The organism is Spirosoma sp. KNUC1025, assembly GCF_045160025.1.
GTDB lineage: Bacteria > Bacteroidota > Bacteroidia > Cytophagales > Spirosomataceae > Spirosoma.
The window spans coordinates 1047889-1065338 of the sequence record NZ_CP087139.1; the positions used below are offsets into that span (position 1 = coordinate 1047889).

At 41.6% G+C, this 17450-nt stretch carries 17 protein-coding genes and 1 pseudogene; 5 read left to right on the forward strand and 13 right to left on the reverse strand.

The window, feature by feature from the left end; translation table 11 throughout:
* Positions 1 to 32 precede the first annotated feature (32 nt).
* The 9 genes from LN737_RS04545 to LN737_RS04585 form a co-directional block, all read right to left on the reverse strand.
* Positions 33 to 2066, reverse strand: a complete 2034-nt coding sequence (locus LN737_RS04545; protein WP_405516606.1) for a hypothetical protein — start codon at positions 2064 to 2066, stop codon at positions 33 to 35.
* Between the two features lie 54 nt (positions 2067 to 2120).
* Positions 2121 to 2588: a helix-turn-helix domain-containing protein gene (locus tag LN737_RS04550; RefSeq protein ID WP_405516608.1), complete on the reverse strand. Its 468-nt coding sequence runs from the start codon at positions 2586 to 2588 to the stop codon at positions 2121 to 2123.
* A gap of 5 nt (positions 2589 to 2593) precedes the next feature.
* Complete coding sequence (locus LN737_RS04555) at positions 2594 to 3130, reverse strand: hypothetical protein (protein WP_405516610.1); 537 nt, start codon at positions 3128 to 3130, stop codon at positions 2594 to 2596.
* Between the two features lie 30 nt (positions 3131 to 3160).
* Positions 3161 to 3490 carry a hypothetical protein gene (locus tag LN737_RS04560; RefSeq protein ID WP_405516612.1) on the reverse strand — a complete coding sequence of 110 codons (330 nt, stop codon included), beginning with the start codon at positions 3488 to 3490 and terminating at the stop codon, positions 3161 to 3163.
* Positions 3483 to 4664, reverse strand: a complete 1182-nt coding sequence (locus LN737_RS04565) for a PriCT-2 domain-containing protein (protein WP_405516613.1) — start codon at positions 4662 to 4664, stop codon at positions 3483 to 3485. Before LN737_RS04565 ends, LN737_RS04560 begins: the two co-directional genes overlap by 8 nt.
* 94 nt (positions 4665 to 4758) lie before the next feature.
* On the reverse strand, positions 4759 to 6015 hold the full coding sequence (locus tag LN737_RS04570) for a hypothetical protein (protein ID WP_405516615.1): 1257 nt from the start codon (positions 6013 to 6015) through the stop codon (positions 4759 to 4761).
* Between the two features lie 91 nt (positions 6016 to 6106).
* On the reverse strand, positions 6107 to 6382 hold the full coding sequence (locus LN737_RS04575; RefSeq protein ID WP_405516617.1) for a helix-turn-helix domain-containing protein: 276 nt from the start codon (positions 6380 to 6382) through the stop codon (positions 6107 to 6109).
* 88 nt (positions 6383 to 6470) lie between these two features.
* Positions 6471 to 7463: a hypothetical protein gene (locus LN737_RS04580; RefSeq protein ID WP_405516619.1), complete on the reverse strand. Its 993-nt coding sequence runs from the start codon at positions 7461 to 7463 to the stop codon at positions 6471 to 6473.
* Between the two features lie 19 nt (positions 7464 to 7482).
* Entirely contained in the window at positions 7483 to 8610 is a 1128-nt protein-coding gene (locus LN737_RS04585; protein WP_405516621.1) for a tyrosine-type recombinase/integrase, read from the reverse strand.
* Between the two features lie 684 nt (positions 8611 to 9294).
* Here LN737_RS04585 and LN737_RS04590 point away from each other — a divergent pair.
* From LN737_RS04590 to LN737_RS04600, 3 genes are read left to right on the forward strand one after another with little or no spacing between them, the layout of a single operon-like run.
* Positions 9295 to 9624, forward strand: a complete 330-nt coding sequence (locus LN737_RS04590; protein WP_405516623.1) for a type I restriction enzyme HsdR N-terminal domain-containing protein — start codon at positions 9295 to 9297, stop codon at positions 9622 to 9624.
* Positions 9625 to 9891 (forward strand): IS1-like element transposase, encoded by a 267-nt coding sequence (locus LN737_RS04595; RefSeq protein ID WP_405516625.1) that lies wholly within the window; start codon positions 9625 to 9627, stop codon positions 9889 to 9891.
* 1 nt (position 9892) lies between these two features.
* Positions 9893 to 10342, forward strand: a complete 450-nt coding sequence (locus tag LN737_RS04600) for an IS1 family transposase (protein WP_405516627.1) — start codon at positions 9893 to 9895, stop codon at positions 10340 to 10342.
* A gap of 244 nt (positions 10343 to 10586) precedes the next feature.
* On the opposite strand, the gene LN737_RS04605 is transcribed toward LN737_RS04600, so the two are convergent.
* From LN737_RS04605 to LN737_RS04620, 4 genes are all read right to left on the reverse strand, one after another.
* On the reverse strand, positions 10587 to 11312 hold the full coding sequence (locus LN737_RS04605) for a hypothetical protein (protein WP_405516629.1): 726 nt from the start codon (positions 11310 to 11312) through the stop codon (positions 10587 to 10589).
* Between the two features lie 164 nt (positions 11313 to 11476).
* Positions 11477 to 12442 (reverse strand): patatin-like phospholipase family protein, encoded by a 966-nt coding sequence (locus LN737_RS04610; RefSeq protein WP_405516631.1) that lies wholly within the window; start codon positions 12440 to 12442, stop codon positions 11477 to 11479.
* A gap of 131 nt (positions 12443 to 12573) precedes the next feature.
* The gene (locus LN737_RS04615) at positions 12574 to 12804 is read right to left on the reverse strand and encodes a hypothetical protein (RefSeq protein WP_405516633.1); all 231 of its coding nucleotides are present in this window, start codon (positions 12802 to 12804) and stop codon (positions 12574 to 12576) included.
* A gap of 6 nt (positions 12805 to 12810) precedes the next feature.
* The gene (locus LN737_RS04620; protein WP_405516634.1) at positions 12811 to 14286 is read right to left on the reverse strand and encodes a hypothetical protein; all 1476 of its coding nucleotides are present in this window, start codon (positions 14284 to 14286) and stop codon (positions 12811 to 12813) included.
* 604 nt (positions 14287 to 14890) lie between these two features.
* Here LN737_RS04620 and LN737_RS04625 point away from each other — a divergent pair.
* Positions 14891 to 15265 (forward strand): hypothetical protein, encoded by a 375-nt coding sequence (locus tag LN737_RS04625; RefSeq protein WP_405516636.1) that lies wholly within the window; start codon positions 14891 to 14893, stop codon positions 15263 to 15265.
* A 437-nt stretch (positions 15266 to 15702) separates the two neighbouring features.
* Positions 15703 to 17295: pseudogene (locus LN737_RS04630) on the forward strand (serine hydrolase); the annotation flags it as partial.
* Positions 17296 to 17450: the final 155 nt, after the last annotated feature.

Genomic DNA, 17450 nt, shown 5'->3' on the forward strand with positions numbered 1-17450 from the left:
AGGCTGGCTCATTATTTAAACTCTTACCTTTTTCAAACTGTTATTAAGGTAGCGTTGCAGGAACAGCCAGAACGGTAACTGGCCAGCTTGTTTAAATAGAAATATTGATCGTTAATATCCAGGGCACCAACCCTGACCTTTTGCAGTCGAATAGGTACGGAAAGATTCAGCCTGGCAATGTCTGACGGTTGCAGGTAAACCGAAAGCGTCAACATTCGCGGGCGTCGAAGGGCACGTTTTAAGGCTGAAAAATACCGCTGGATAAGCGTTTCTTCCGTGAACTGGCCAGCAACAGGATCAAACGACAAAGAGAACGTATTAGTTAATGTTTTAGCCCCTTCAGGCCGAACAGCCCACCAACAAGCGGTCAGAGTTACGGACGTTTCCACAAGGGCACCGTCAACGGTCATAATTTTCGTTTGCACCTTCACCACCCTTGACGGTTCAATTAGAATCAAACGTGGTGCTGCATCGTTCTTGCTGACGGTCGTGCTTTCTCCAGATACTGAAATGGTTCTGGTCTTTATCAGGATAGGGGCACCATAGCCAGCAACCGTGCTGACGCTTGGAACGCAAGCCATGAAGGGCAATTGGAATAGTTCAGATTCGGTAGGGTTAGGTGACTTATCGACTTTGATAATTCCGTCACCAAACCCAACATTCGTGCTATCTTCATACTCTTTCCACTGGCAAAGGTTCTTTTGGGTGTACGGATCAATCTGAACCGTCAGTTCCGGTTCAATCAATTCGTCAACGCATTCAGACCAGTCAACCGCTTCAGGGATATTGTCAACAACGTCGTCAAGGGGCACCATACCCACTGTTTTACGCACGTCGTCAACGTCGAATTTAGCACACATAAACTTTGCCACTGACATAACTAAATCTTTGCAAGTCATATCAGGCAAGTTGGCTGACACTGGCCATGTGTCGCCTAAATGTACCTTGTCGTCAGGTCGAAAGTTTGCCCATGTGTCGCCTGGAACCTGGCTAAAGTAATAGGCATAGTCTGAAAAGTCAGTCATTGAACTACCTGTCAGGCGAAGGCTAACTTCGTCACCTGCCAAACAGTCAATGGATGCTTTAAAGGCCAACGTTTCTGGTATGTCAAGACCGTCATAATACCCACCCTTTGAATAGGCCGCTGCGTTGACTTCTTTACCGTTTCGCTCCAGAATTAACCGAATGTCAGCCGCCCCAAACCTGACAATGCTTGTGAACATAGCTTGCGCCTGAACCAGTAAACGCATATTGGCTGAACAGACGTAAACGTTCCGCGCTGTATTGTAGGGTTTCAACTTGCCCTGAAGAAACCCTTGCTGGCCTAACGTGTCATTAGTTAAGGGTAATAGCACGTTGATAGGACTACCACTTTTTAACACTATCGGTCTATTGTTGGGCGTCGTCACCCTGGCTGACCTGGCTTCAACCCAATCTTGCCCGTGTGCCTTTGGTTCTGAACCGACGAAGGGCAAGGCCAGGGCGTTAAGCAGCGGATCAGCAAGCCAGTTGCCAACGGGTCTGTAACCTGCTTCTTTACAAATTTGACCAATCAACGTTTTTGCATAGACGGAAGGGCACATTGTATCATACGGCACTATTCCACCGTCTATACCACCGTAATCAATCAAGGGATAAACAACGCCTTCCGGTGAACCTGCAAGCTGTGTAATTCGCTGAAGGCTCCAGGTATGGTCATAGCGGTCAAGGTTCAGGCTTGAGAGTTTCTTGTCTTGTATGGCATCGAAAAACGATAGCATACTATCAAACAGGTTGACTTTCCAGCCCCCTTGAAAGGAAACAAATTCAGCGAAGCCCGAAAATACAACTTCACCTTCGTCTATCAACTTCGCTGGCAGTTGCTTATATGGGTGTTGCCCGCCCGCGTCAAGTTGTTCAGCCCCTTCCAATAAGTCACGAACAACCAACGTGTCTGGTAATTGGAACTCACTGGAGTACGAAGCAGTACGGGCGTCAGGTCTGGTCAAGTCAAAGCCTTGAAAGGTAAGGACGCACGAAACGTCGCAAATCCACACATTATTTAAATACAATCCATTACTAATCATTTGTCGTTAGCTGTCTAAATAATTTAACTTTTATGTATGCTAATTCTGGAAGTATTATTCTTGAGTGCTACCATTAGCCGAATTACTTTCACCCTCTAAATTCATCGTTAGTACGATTTCCGGTGGTAATCCTACATCCACTTTATCCCGCCACTTATCAGGCTGCCGATTTTTCAGCCAGTTTAAAGCAGCACCCGCGTCAGGTGGAATATGTGTGGTCGTTTGAACACGAATCTCTTTGCCTTCGTGAACGAAGATTTTTTCCGATGGGTAGTCATACCCGGTTGCTCGCTTGTAAAATGCGGCTGCTACATGAGCATCCGCCAACGTTTTACCCTGGGTGACTGAGTCCAGAAATTCAGGATGTTGTTTTTTCCAGGTGTTGAGCGTTGCCTTGGAGATGTTTAACGTCTCAGCTATTTCTTTATCGGTCAGGCCCAATAGTGCTAGATAATACACCACTTCATTGAGGGGTTCACGGTAAACCGTGGGACGCCCGACACTTAGTTTGTTGTCCATCATGAGAATTATTTAGTAGGTGTAAGGTTATTCCGATTGCCGTTTACGAACTCTGGCCAGACCAGTTCCATACCATCAAAGCCCATTTGATAATTGTGCGCTTGGTAATATTCCTTTTCACGGGTTAATCTGGCTACACTATCCTCTACAGCTTCTGGCGAATGGCAGGGGTTATTCTCTTCCTGATTAATCGTAAAGAGAAGTGAAGGAGGCAGGGATTTCTTCGTCAAATCAGATAGCTTGTCAAACTCTTGTTTACTGGCAAATAGGGTCTGATGAAAGACCTGGTGAAGGACGGTTGTTATAACTGGATGGTGATCACGAATAACTGTACGGTCAATTTCAACAAGATCAATCGTTATTTCAACCGATTCATGAAGGTGCTTTTGGGCAACCACCTGTTGAGCGTATTGAAAAGCAGCTTGCCGATCTGTCAATAAATGCCCGCTACTAAAGGTACGGGGAGAAAAACGGGTGACGTGTGCTAGATCCTTGATGTTGACCACATAGCCAGCTTTAATTGTCGCACTGTTTTGATTACTCATGTTTGCTGTCGTTGGGGGTTAATTGAAAATTTAGAGTTTTATGATTTGTTCGCTGGTTTGATCTGTCTTGGTCCGGACAAGGTAGCCGTGTTCCCGTTTCAGCGTTGTACCATCCAAGGCAATGATTTCGTCAGGCGTTAGATTAACAGGAAACTCAAAGCCACGATAACGCTTAGTTGTTATGTTATCAGCGCAATGAGTGGTACGGTGGCCATCGGGATAACCGTGTTTGTGAACCTGAGCGCAAAAAGGACAAGTCTCTGTTTTGTCGGTTGTGCCGTGACGGAACAGAACGGCTACTGGATTCCCGTTGTAGACTTCGTAGTGGTCACAGACGGGTAATTTGGGTGCTCTACGCATGTATTGAATTGTTTAATTGATTGAAAAATTGAAATAAAGGCACTTGAATAGTCGGTATGTCTAGGCATTTAGCTAATACCTCCGCTAAGGGCTGGTTTGTCGAGATCGTCAGTATAGGTGCTGATTTATCGCAAGGCTGGTCCCATTCTGATGGATAAGTATTGCAGGGATCAACTGATAATACTTCGCCGTAAATCGTTCGACCCTCAAACTGCCAATAAGGTCGATAATCCATGGGTGTTGAAGTCAGTAAGTCTGAATGTACCAAATCCTTCCACTCAATACCGATTTGCTTACATAGATGAAAGAATGTACCTAATGTAGCTTGCGAATTCGACTTCATACAGGCCGTAAATTGCTTATCCGTTTTTGCTAGCTGGTAGTCGGGGTAATACTGACTTATATGGTGGTAGTAAGCGCGACCTGACTCTCCAAACGTATTGGCTAAACTGCATCCGACTTCATACCACTCTTCATAACTATTACCTATATACGCCTGCTGTCGTAATACTTCTTGAATACAAACCTCTATCCGCATCCGGTCAGCATCAGCATCGGGTGTACTTTCAAACGGATGTGTATTCGGCTTTGCAGGTTCGTCGTACAAATCGAATTGCATAACTTGTTGAGGCGAATACGGGGCAGCGTCGTAGGAGTAGCCACGTAAACTGGCTACGTTGCGAGGTTTGTTGTCAATATTAATTCGATAGTGAGCAAACACCCGCTTCAAGGCGTCAAAGTGTTGACTGTGCCGTTCAGGATCAGCAATCGGGACCAGTCCCCAAAAGCCTTTACCTGACGCTGACAGCGCACAATAAGCCACAAATGGCAATTGGCTAATCTGCTCTTTTAGGCTATCATAGTTACGAATGTGGGGGTTATCTTTAGGATCAATATCGAACTGAATCAGTCGAGTATGACTGCCAGGCACCATGCTTGATTCCTGTCTATACGTGAAGACTGCACTTGGCGTTATAGCGGGCAAGCTTGCTTTCAGTGCATCCCGTTTGGCCTTGTCCGTCTCCAGGCGTAAGACTTCATTTTTGGCCTGGTACTTCGTTGAACGTAGCCAAGTAGATAACCGAATCGTTGCCGGATTAGCGGGCGTATCATAATTAGCAAAGCAGCTAACCGGTACATTTAACACGTCTTGAGTATTTAAGTAAGTCGGCATTGTCGATACTGCCAAAATACGTTTGGCACCTTATTGGGCACGGTGCCAACTGCCAAAGCCTATATAGGGGGTCTGGCACCTTGGCACCTTCGTTTTACTCCATTGGTACAAGTTTGAAGAACTGGTTTCGTCCTTCCGTATAGTCCGCTAGCTTCACCGCTCTGCCTTCTTCGTCATACATATCAGGTGAATCAGCCATTATGCCTTTGAGTCGTTCTCGTATGGTAGAATTCTTGGCTTTGAACTCAGCTTCTAATATTGTCCACACTTCGTTCTTGGGTAGTGGCCCTTCTGATAGCAGGGAAATTAGTCGGTCGGCAATATCTTCACTGTCGGCTTTGTGTTTACGACTATTAACGTGTGTGGCAATAGTGGACGCATCTGCTAACACCAGGCCGTTGCTCTGCTGGCAGAATTGCAGATAAAGCGGTTCAGGTCGTTTACCCCTTCGTAGCTTAAGGTACCGTAGCCGGATTAACTCAGTATCATTACCGCTGGCATCCTTTTCATAGCCAATTTGTAAGGCTGTACTGGCTTTATTAGCCGCTTCGGTTCCTGCGTGGCCCCTGGCTTTTTCCGTACCGGGATTCTGGTGAATAACCAGCAAAAACGTAGCGTTATGTTTATCGCAGAGATTGCCTAAGAAATCAAATAGTTTCATTGATTCTTTCGGGTCGTTAAAATCCCCAATCGCATCCGTTACTACATCAATCAAACAAAATAAGTGCAGGGGAGTGTTGTTTCGAACGTGGCCAACAAAAGCTTCGATAGCGTCGAAACGACGGCCTCGTTCCACTGGTTTAATAGATGTGAACCGAAAGTCGGATGGCTTATCTTCCAACTGGTAGCCTGCTTTTAGCTTTATTCCCTGGACAGCAATAGGCAACTCTTCGGTTAAGTTCCGTTCCGTATCAATGTAGCAGACACAAAAGCGCTCCAGCATAGTTCTTTTGAAGTTCAGAAATTGTGGATCGTCGGCTTTATTGCTAGTTAGCATTAACGAGGCCAATAATTCGGCCAATCGAGACTTATGACTACCATATGCACCCTGAATGATATTAATGGTATTACGCCCGATAATGCCGGTATCTGCGCGGCTAATTAGGGGTGGACTTTGAATAATTGCGCCCTTAGCTATTTCACTAATCTCTGCTTCTGTACCTAGCAAAAGGTTAGTTAGTTGTCGTTTAGCCTCCTCTTTATTATCAGTGTTCGTTTTGACGATTGGCGTTTTATAAGCTGTGTTTGCCTGTGATTGTAATGTATTAGTCTGCTCAAAATTAGCCTGGTTGAAGTCATTGCCGTTGATATACACATCAATCTGCGTATCTTTGTCCTGTTCAAGCGTCATTGTATCAAGTTTATATCCGCTGTTGGTTTGCCCCCAATGGCGGTTTTGTTTTAAGGGAATCGGGATGAGTTGATAGATTAGAATCAGGGCTTCAGGTTATAAGCTCACGACCAGAACTGATATATTCCCTAATATCCGATGGTAACCAGTACAACCTACCGAACCGCTTGGTATGCTTAATTTTCTTAGCGTTCTGATACAGGGTTTGTTTGGCAATGCCAAATTTCTTGGCAGCTTCGTCAGTACTAATGTGCTTCTCGTCGGTAGTTGATGAGGTATTTCGTAGAAGCTGTAGTGTTTCAGCTTGTTGCGCTTCAATCCGGCCTAACCGTTGCGCTAGCTCTGCAATCTGTGTTTCTATAAACATAAAAGCCTGTCGTTTTAATGACAGGCCAAAATTGGGGGTAAGTACATTGGCGTTTTTGGCAGCTATAAGTTTGCCAAAAGTTTGCTAATTATGCCAATTTTTCGTCTTCCAAAAAGGATTTGATTTGCTGATAATGCTTGTTTATTTCTTGCTTGTGTTTCTCGTTTGCTCCCTCTGGTTCGTATAGACGTAATGCATTTGCTATGCTGGAACGGGCGCCTATGTCCCCAAATGTTACTCTCAGCGCTCTATATATCTCTGTTTGGTCAATACCGTATATTTTCTGCCTGGCCACTGCTTCTAACCGAATTAGTGCGTATAGCATCGGCACGAGGTATCTTGCTCTCTTATTATTATAATTGTCAGTAAGATATTTTATCAACTTATCACGTTGTTGATAGTTTTCATAAATATATATATCAAAACCAGACTCCGGATAGTCAGTTTTAGACTTGTGTCCTGATTTAGAATTGGGTATTTTATTAATTAGCCTATGTGCTTTTGGCCGTTCAGTAAAATAATTAGGCTTATATTTAATAATTGCTGGTGAGTATTTTCTATGCATACACGGCTCTATAGCGTCTCGTATAGCCTTATTTCTTGCTGCTAGCAATTCAACCTCTGAAAGTATACCCGCTTGATAACCAAGCTCTTTTATTTCCTCATATCCTATAGACCCTAACGCGTTGGGCTGATACCATCCTGACCAAGGAACAATTCCATTGTTGCAAAATTGATCTTTGATGGTTTTGATGTAGCTATCTGAATACTCTCTATCAGCACTAACTTCGTAACATTTCTGAAAGTAAGCACGCCCTTCTAAAAAGCCCTTTACATAAGCTGGCACATATTGAGTACCGTCAATAACTGTTTCTTCGTCAGGAAATTCATCAATATATTTTACGAGCACTTTTACAGTCTTACATAGGAGCATAGCCATGAGGATAGGCTTATATACTCTTACAGTAACGCCCTGATAAGATATGTATTCCGGCCGAAGCCCTCCCATAAAATCATCTTCAATCCGTTTATAGTACGAACTGTTGCTGAGGTCATTAGTTAAGAAAGTCAAGGATTGCATCACCTATTATTTAAATGTATTAAAGAGCTTCTAAAAATGCTTTTGCTTCCTCATCGTCAAAAGAGCCTAGATAACTTTCCGTCGTCTTTATATTAGTATGCCCAAGCGACTTAGAAATAAAAGCAAGTGGGGCTTTGCTCTTTAGGAGGCTGGTCGCGAATGAATGACGGGCTGAATAACTGTTTGTGTCGCCTTCTATACCTAGCTGTTCAGCAATCTTAGCCATCCATTTGTTTGTCATTTTTACCGTTTGATGCACGGCCTGTTTCTTTTGGCGGTCGGTCATGTCAGACGTAAGAAATGGAAACACGTAGCCGTTCGGTCGCCGTTCTGTTGTAGCCCAACGTTCGATGATTGCCAGGGTTTCAGGCCGTAAATGAGCTACAATAGGTGTTTGATTCTGCTTTTTACTTCTGGCGGTCTTTTGCCGGATAAAGGTTAATTTACCTTCTTTGAGGTCAACACGGCTCCAGGTCAACCGGCATATATCCGTCAGGTTGGCACCATTACAGAAGTATGAAAACAGCCATAAATCATGGCTACGCTGTTCAGTCGTACCAGCAATGGGCTGATAAGCTTTAAGTTTCTCGATGTCTGCTTTGGGAAGTGCTTTCTTTACGTTAGCTCCAGCCGGTATAACGTAGCGGTTACGGCCAAACGGATAAGCGTCACGGCTCATTAATCCAGCTTCTATAGCATCATTTACAACGGCGCGAACATGACGTAAATAAATACCTACGGTAGTCAGGCTGGCCCCTGTAGAGGCTTTTAGCCTGCTCTGAGCAGCCTTGCCGTACTGTTGCATCCATTGTTCATAGGTAGTCAGAAAGTCTGGTGTAAGGTGGTTAAATTGCAACGTAGCAACAAGACGGGGTTGGTTTGATTGACGGGTAGGAATCGGAATATTTAGGAGTTCTTTCCGCTCTTCATTTGTGAAGGAATCTATAAACCGCCGTAGCGACTTTGCCGCCAATTCATAATTAATGGCATTGCCAATACGTCCAGCATTACTCATGCTGGCTGCTTTTGCCAGTAATGCGGCTATAAGGTCATTTTGTTCAGCGGGCCTTTCTGCCTCTTTGCCATAATTAGATAATGCTTCCGCAAATGCATCAAAACTAAACTTTGTGCCCAGTTGGTTGACCATCGTTTGAGCGCGGGGTAAATAGCCGTCGTATTCTCTACCAGATTCATCCACAAAGCGACCGTAGAACCGTTGCCATAATTTGCGCCGGTCCTCATCCTTTACGGTTCCAGGCAAACCACCTTTAGTACGCTCCAGGAATTTCCATTCCTCGGCACTTACTTTTTCGCCCGTTGAAAACAGCTTTTGCTTACGATCTGAATAAACTGATATACGAACAAAGCTCAGTTTGCCAGTACTTCGGCGAGTATCATAAAAGAGGGTAACGGTAGCAGTCTGCATACTTACATATTGACTATACGCATTGAACGAGTATGTGTTATGTACAATGCGTTGTGCAATGTAAAGGTACAGAATTGACAAATAATTGCAATAAGTGTTGATAAGAAATATCAATGCAAACCCTTAATAACTAGTGTGTTGTATAAATGGCGGTAAGTATGCGATAAATACAAAATAGGGTAGGGGCTACGACTGTTAATCAGAGGGTCGCTGGTTCGAGCCCAGCTTCGGGAGCAAAAAGCCTCAAAACAACCTGTTTTGGGGCTTTTTTAATTTATCTGTATTCGTTTTTGTACCTCGTTTTGTAATGTTTGTAACCCACACTGTTGGACAGATATAACTTCGACAGAAATCAAGTAAAATCTACCTTCAAGAAACTTTAAGCAGAATAGACATTCCACACTGATGAATATTCCAGCAGATCTTAATCTTTACAATGAAAGTGATGTCGAGCAAAAGTTTATTTATCCTTTGCTAACAAATAATGTCCCGACTGGTCTGGGATACTCAAACTATGACTTTAGAACAAAAGCTGACATTAGAAAAATAAAAATAGACAAAGGCACTAAAAGTTCTATTTATTATCCAGATTACTTAATTATTATTCAAGGACTACCATTACTAATTATTGAAGCAAAAACAGTTGGTGAAGACTTAGAAGCTGCTTGGAAGGAGGCAAGGCTTTATGCAACAGAAGGTAGTGGCCTAACTGCGTTGAACTACGTATATTTGTGAATGGTCTTAGAAGCGGGCTCTTGCAAGCATTGTGGGCAAACTAAACACGTTAAACGCTATGGTACTACCCGCGCTGGCACTCAACGCTACCGATGCTATGACTGCGGCCGAACCTTTGTTCAAACGTACACCCATAAGGCCCGTGACCCTTTGGTCAAAGAGCAGATTACTCAGATGGTTCTAAACGGAGCAGGGGTACGCGATACCGCCCGCGTTTTAGGCGTTAACCGGAACACCGTCAGCGCTCAGTTTAAAAAAAAGCAGTAAAGTGGTTCATGTAAATCCCTTGTACGTCGATAGAGGCCTGAAAATGAGTCTCAAAGTTGACGAGATGTGGGCATATGTGGGTAGTAAAAAACAACCTCGTTGGCTATGGTGGGTGGAGGATGCGGTGACAGGCGAGATCATTGCCTTTGTTTTTGGCCGCCGTACTCACCAAACGTTTCGCCACCTACTACGTTTATTAGAGGTGGCCAAAATTGAGGTAATCAGGTGGATAACGGACTCTTGGTGGGCTTATTATGATTGCTTAGATCAACGCTTACGATTAGTTCGTAAAGCGTCTTTGCAAAGTCTTGAACGGAAGCACCTTACCCTTCGAACACGCTTGAAACGATTGACTCGCCGAACTATCTGCTTTTCAAAGTCGATTGCGGTTCATGACACGATAATCGGCCTATTTATCAATCAGTTTTTCTTCGCCGATAAACGCAATTAAGCCACTACCAAATTCTTAATGTATTAATAGTTGGTAAGAAAATCATGAAAGTTGTGTATAATTTCGAATAACTCTAAGTTATTGATTTGGCTATTACTCTATTAGAAGATTTCTTCTCTACCAGATTTGGGAGCAAAAAGTCTTAAAACAGTCTGTTTCGGGGTTTTTTGCGCTTATAATCTGCTTATCTGAGGTTTTTTATAAAAAGCAAAAGTAAATTACATACAGTCATATTTACGGATAACTATTGTAGGTCAGTTGCTGGAAGTGATATTGCTGATGCTCTAAATTGGGAAATGGCATTATGTAGTAGTTTTTTTCGAGTTGCTATCACCGTTACTTCAATTCTGTAAGGATTGTTGCCCTTTACCAATTTACCACCTCCAAACTGGGTAGATTCATTTGATGCAATTGTATATTTTTCATCTTTATCAATCAAACCGCTGTACATGGTATAAGTTGTATTAACTTTCTTGAAAAAATTTTCATTTGGAATGATTTGGACTCTTTCATATCCATAAAATATAAGGCTATCAATAACCCGTGAAGAGTTTATATTATAAATATATGCTTTTATACTGTGCAAGTCAGCATAAGCAACTGACCCTTTAGCTAGCTTTACATCAACAGCTAAATATGTATTATTAGTACCCTCAATTTTTTGTCTATGAGTAATTAATTCCAAACTTAAGTTTGTAATTGCTAGATCTCCAAAAAAATTAAATAAGAAATAAAAGCCTGCGAAACATAAAGCAAATATTTCGATTATATTTTTTAATGTAGTTACACTATCTTTTTTGTAACTTTTACTGATAGAGTCCCAAGGAATATATTTTATTATTATAGCGAATACGGATAGTAGAGTTATAGCTAGAGGAGTATAAATAAAAGAGCGAGAGTTGGTAAAGTATGGAAGTAACAACGCTAAAATAAAAAATAAAAATGTTAACAGAAGAATTTGCCTTTTCATATCAATGCTTTTTTTACTTTAATCAAATCAACAGTTAAATTGAGGATTCACAAAAATTTGAATACTTTATATGTGTATTTTGTATTTCCATGAAACAACATTTTAATACTTATGATTATGCACTATTATACAGATGGTGATCATTGTATGTATTTAAATATGGCTCAGAGCAATTTTTTGCACATCCCATTAAGTTTATCCTCATTACTGGTCAGTATTTGATCAGCTTCATCAAGTAAAGCGTCGATGTTTTCTTGTGAGGAATCATCCATATCATCATTACCTAAATCAAGAGGTGTTTGATATCTATAGTAATTATGCTCCAATCCGAAGGCTTGCATCATTTGCCGAACCTGATAATCTACAGTCACACTTGCGCCTTGAAACATTATACTGATTATAGGATTGATCCAAGACATTTTTCCCCAGTTTTTTGCTTGATTGTATTCGAAGCGCCGAACTAGATCACCTGTACCTAAAGATATTATTAAAATTTCCTCATCTCTACCAAATAATTTAAGATACTCAGCTAACGCACACATTGTGGGATTATTTGCAAATAAGCCACCATCTACCAATGCTAAAGCTCCATTTGTATCGCCAAGTTTCAAACGTACAGGTTCGAAATAAGTAGGTGCAGCGCTTGTAGCACGTCCAACAGATTTTAAAGGTAGGTCTGGCTCCCTACCTTTTTCGGATAGCCAACTCTTGAAAATCACTGGCATTCTTGAATGAATATCATAACTTGTTACCATGGTATTAGTAACACAATCACTTAAATTCGCGTTAAAAAAATAATCGTCTAACACTTTTTCAATTCCTTGTTTGCTATACAATTCCTCAAATATCCCGTATGGATTTATAAATCGCTGAACCTTATCTCTAGCAAAAATATCTCCACCTCTTTCGATGTAAAGTTTTAATACATCCTCAGCTGAGTATTTAGGCGCTGATTTATCTGAGCTTGGCATACTTAAGGCAAGTGCTATCAAACCGCCAGTGCTTGTACCCGCAACTAAATCAAACATAGCAGATATTGGCTTCCCAGTGATCTCTTCAATCTTACAAAGGATTTTGGCTGGAATAATACCTCTAATTCCACCTCCATCTATAGAAAGTATTTTTTTCATATTACTTGAAATAAATAGTCACAATTATCACTAAATAAGTGTTGTTGGAATGACAATATATAGTTTACATTAAAAAGGTAAACGAATAATTAGTTTATTCTATTTTTTTAACATACTGGCTTAATTGTAAATTATTTAAGCCAGTATCCTATAATTCCACCAATTATTGTAGTGCCAACATCTTTACTTTTATCATTCACGATAAGATACACTGAGAAAAAAAATAAAAGAAAAGTAAATATAATTCTTGCAATAGCTTTAGTTTTATCTTCTTGTGAATTAGTGGGCTGACCGCGCCCCATATGTACAGGCTTAAAAGCATCAAGTGTCTCCTGAATCGTACTTCCAAACAGTTTAACCATAAATTTTCATTTTTTAGCATTGTAGTAAATCGCAAATCCTCCACCGCCAGCTGTTGTTATACCTATAGTTACAGTTACTGATACCTGTAGCTGTCTTCTAGCAAGTCTTTTATTATATTCAATTGTAAAATCGTACCAAAACTCTTCTGCATTAGTAGCACTTGACTGTTGCGCTTTATCAATAGAATAGCTAAAGTCTTCAAAATATATAAAATCAGTTGTTGTATTTGAAATTGGTATTTTAGTTTCATAACTATTGCATGTAATAAAATCCTTTATTTTATACGTTTCTATTTTATTTCCAAACAATTTGTTATTTATATTATTAAATATATATACTGGCCTTTCATTTCTTTTTACATTTTTCATGTACTTAATAAGATCTGCGTGATCTTCAATGACTTCTGTATAATTGTAGGTATCAATATCTTCGACTAATTTTGCCATATCTTTGGCTTGACTTTCTGAAAGTTGAAAAAGATCTTTCATCTTTTTTTCATCCTTCGAAGCAATATAGATAAACCTAAGTTGACTTTTGTTAATATCGATATCTCTTATCAAACTACTACTTTCTCTTACATATTTAATTCCATTGTCTGAAAACAATTGCATTGTTTTATTACTTACATTTCCTTTTATAACAACTCTTTTATATAGAGTAAAATCAATACTTTCTGACATATTATTTTCCAAACACTCTACTTTACTGCTAGTAGATTTTCCGATAATTTTATCCCCGTTTTGTTCAATCAGAATGTAATCATTATACTTATCTGGCGTGACTAGTATAGGCTTGTAAGTTAACCTTCGTAGGAGTAGAGCTTGTTCTTCATTTACATGCAGCCCTTTGAATAAACTATATAATTCAAAAGCATTTGAAGTTGTGGGTTGATTAATAAGCTCATCTGGAAGCAAAGATTGTCTAGCTTCAAATGAACTGAAATTTTTAACAAAACTATTGTGATAGTCTTGGGCTAACGCACTTTCCTCTCCAAAAGCTTTCTCGATTTTACTTATATCGCTTTCATATCTCTTAAATTCTTTTATTGTATTATTATTAAGCCCTCGAAACTTAAAGTCTGAGCTGCCTTTGTATGCATTATTAAATTTTTTATTCCTTTTATAAAAATCTTCGTAATATTTTTTTTGATAATCATTATCTAAACCATCAAAGACTCCTGTAGATTTAGACTCTTCGTCTACATTGTCAGTTTGGCTAAATATCTTTCCTTGCTCATTTGACGACTCCGCTTTTCTTCCCGCATCATCCAAGCCAGAGCTAGCCATCCGTCCCGCATCATCCAAGCCAGAGCTAGCAGTCCGTCCTAATGTACCTACCTCATCTACATGGCTTATAACACGACCGCAACTTCTTAGAATGTCGTCAGAGCAGCGGAACAGACTTAATAAAGCAATTCCTACCGTTCCGATGGCTTTTCCTACCGATCCTCCAGAGTTATTTGATTCATTTTCGTCTGCCATGACTGTGATCTTGTTCGTTCTTTGAGACACACTATATAGGTATAAATCTAGTGTGTGTAAAGCTTGCCTACAACGGGAAATTTCCCGTTTTTTTCGGTTAAATCACTGAGCTTAATTACAATTTCAGATACAGTCTTGTATACCTTGATACATTCCAACGGGCTGGCTATTAGCTTTTTATACGGCTGATTCATTCGAATAAAAAGAGATTTATAATTGCGCATATCAATCAAATCCATGTATTCTTCTAAAAATCAGCTAATTGCGCACTTAACTATAAACCCAGCTTCGGGAGCAAAAAGCCTCAAAACGTCTGTTTTGGGGCTTTTTCATTTATGCCTGTATACCAGTAAGTAATAACTTTAATTTGGACTGGTGGTTGCGGCTGACAAAGCCCTAGGGCTTGCTGGAATGCTGGAAGATATTGGGGCAGATCTGATTTTAATATATTTAATGATGAAACACGTTTCAGGAGGTCTAGACCGATGCCTAACTGTTCCATTAACTTTTTATTAAAATACCCCGTCGATTTAGTCTTTTTCTCATAGCATAGGTTTCGTTACCAGTTAGCCAACTTAACCAGCTAACTACTCAACTTACAGTTATGAAAAAGGTAATCTTATCGGGAGTGTTACTACTAAGTGTAGCCGCTTTCAGCGCTCAGGCGCAATCCTCATCAACAGGCAGCAGCGGTTCAGGTAACGCTACTAATGGCTCGTCTGCTCAAAATGGCACCACACAAGGTGGTAGTGCTGGATCAACCACTGGTTCAGGCAGCATGAAACAGTCTGGCAACCGAGGCTCTAAAATGAATTCTCGCTCAACGGACAACAGTTCAACCAGTCAGGACAATAGTTCATCGTCTAGTCAGTCGGGTACGATGCCTTCCAGCTCATCTGACAAGCGTAGTGATCGCCGAATGAAGAGCAGTAGTGGCAGTCAGAGCGGTAGCTCATCAAGTGGTACTACAAAACCCTAAATTGAGTGTGTATTTCTATCTGGTTAAAAGTCGGCCTCTGGATGAGGCCGACTTTTTTCGTGCTATTAAACATATTAACGGTAAGTCGTGAATGTGATCATTGAGATTTATTTAGTCACTTGTTAACGTGTTGATACCAGGCCACTCCCTCATTGCGACCTAAACTTATTTAGCAGTAATGTAAAGGGTATCTATACTTTAGGTTAATATACCGTTCACTATCCATTATAAGCTTCAGCGATCAAACAAGCCACTGATTGGCTGTTCGCTGAAGTGCATATACCCCATACTACCATGAAGTCAATTTCTGGCTTACCTCTCGTCGTTTTTACGCTGGTACTGAATCTTATTTGTCTAGGTTCGGCTGCTCAAACGCCTGTGCTATCGGCAAAGGTTGATTCCCTTTTTCGGAATGGAATAAGCCCGGTAGCCCAGGAGCGGCTGTGGGTGTGGTGCATGGGGGAAAACTCATCTATGCTAAAGGATTCGGAGAGGCCGATGTAGAAACCGGGGCTCCCATTGGTCCCGAAACCATCTTTCACGTAGCCTCCGTATCGAAGCAATTTACTGCCTATGCTATCGTCTTGCTGGCCCAGGAAGGAAAATTGGCCCTAGACGACGACATCCACAAGTACCTGCCGGAAGTGCCGGATTTTGGTAAAACCATCACCATCCGTCATTTGATTCATCATACCAGTGGATTACGCGATCAGTGGAATCTGTTGGCCATGGCAGGCTGGCAGTTAGACGATGTGATTACCAAAGAGCACATTTTCAATCTGGTTAAGCGCCAGCAGGAATTGAATTTTGAACCGGGATCGGCCTACGCCTACTGCAATACGGGCTATACGCTGCTGGCCGAAATCGTTGCCCGGGTTAGTGGAAAACCTTTTCGGGAGTGGATGCAGGAACGTATTTTCAAGCCTTTGGGAATGAGCAACACCTTGTTTTATGATGACGATGAGCGGATTGTCAAAGGTCGGGCTTATTCCTTTCATAAATCATGGGGGGCAGGTCCACAACCCTATAAGAAAAGTGTTCTCAGTTACGCCAATGCAGGCGCTACCAGTTTATTTACGACGGTTACTGACCTCGCGCACTGGATTAATAATTTCCGTTCACCAACCGTGGGAAATCGGGTAACCGTGACCCAGATGCTGGAACGGGGACGACTCGCCAAAGGAGATACTCTTCCCTACGCCTTTGCCTTGATTCACGAAACCTATAAAGGATTACCCTATTATGGGCATGATGGGGCCGACGCGGGTTTTCGATCGTCGATCAACTACTTCCCCAACGAAGATTATGGGTTCATCGTACTGAGTAATCAGGCGGAATTCAATCCGGGGAAAAAAGCACTTGATGTAGCCAGCCTGTATCTGGCGCCCAGACTTAAAGAAGATAAGAAGGAAAAAGCCAGCGTCTCTGCCACTGAGCGTCAGGTATATAAATTTGACCCCGCCCGATTTGATCAGTATGCTGGCAGCTACGAACTTAAGTCAGGGCTAATCCTGGCCTTTAAGCAGGAGGGGAACCGCTATTTTGTCCATCCTTCCGGTCAGGGTCAATCTGAAATCTTTCCCTCTTCGGATTCTACGTTCTTTTCCAGAATTGTGGACGCTCAGATAACCTTTCATCGGCCTGCTTCGGGGAAAGTTAATCAAATTACCCTATCGCAAAATGGTAAACAGCCAGGGAATCGCGTAGAGCCTTTTCTGGCTACTGCCGAATACAAAACGGAAGTGGCTGGCAAATACTACAGCCCGGAGTTAGAAACTCTGTACACGATTCGCCTAAAAGATGATGCCCTAAAATTGGTTCATGTTCACCACGGTGAAGTGGGGTTGACCACCGCTGGTAAAGATCGTTTACTGGCCCCATGGTGGTTCGTGCAATCCATAGCTATTGTGCGTGATTCAGCCGGTCAAGTTATTGGCCTGCGCATGTCCAATGGACGGGTACGAAATTTGTGGTTGAAGCGATTGCCAGATGATTTCGGAACAGAAAAGCCTCCCTTGGTGAGCAAATGATTAACGGATAGTTCTTTTTAGAGCGGGTAGTAAAAACCCGGCGCTAATGGCGCTGGGCCTTTTTTGTTGGCAGTCTGTTAGTTTATGCATTGATCCAGCGTTACACCTTGTCAGCTATACCTATTTGGTTGTCCGTTCATACTTTAGCAGTTTGT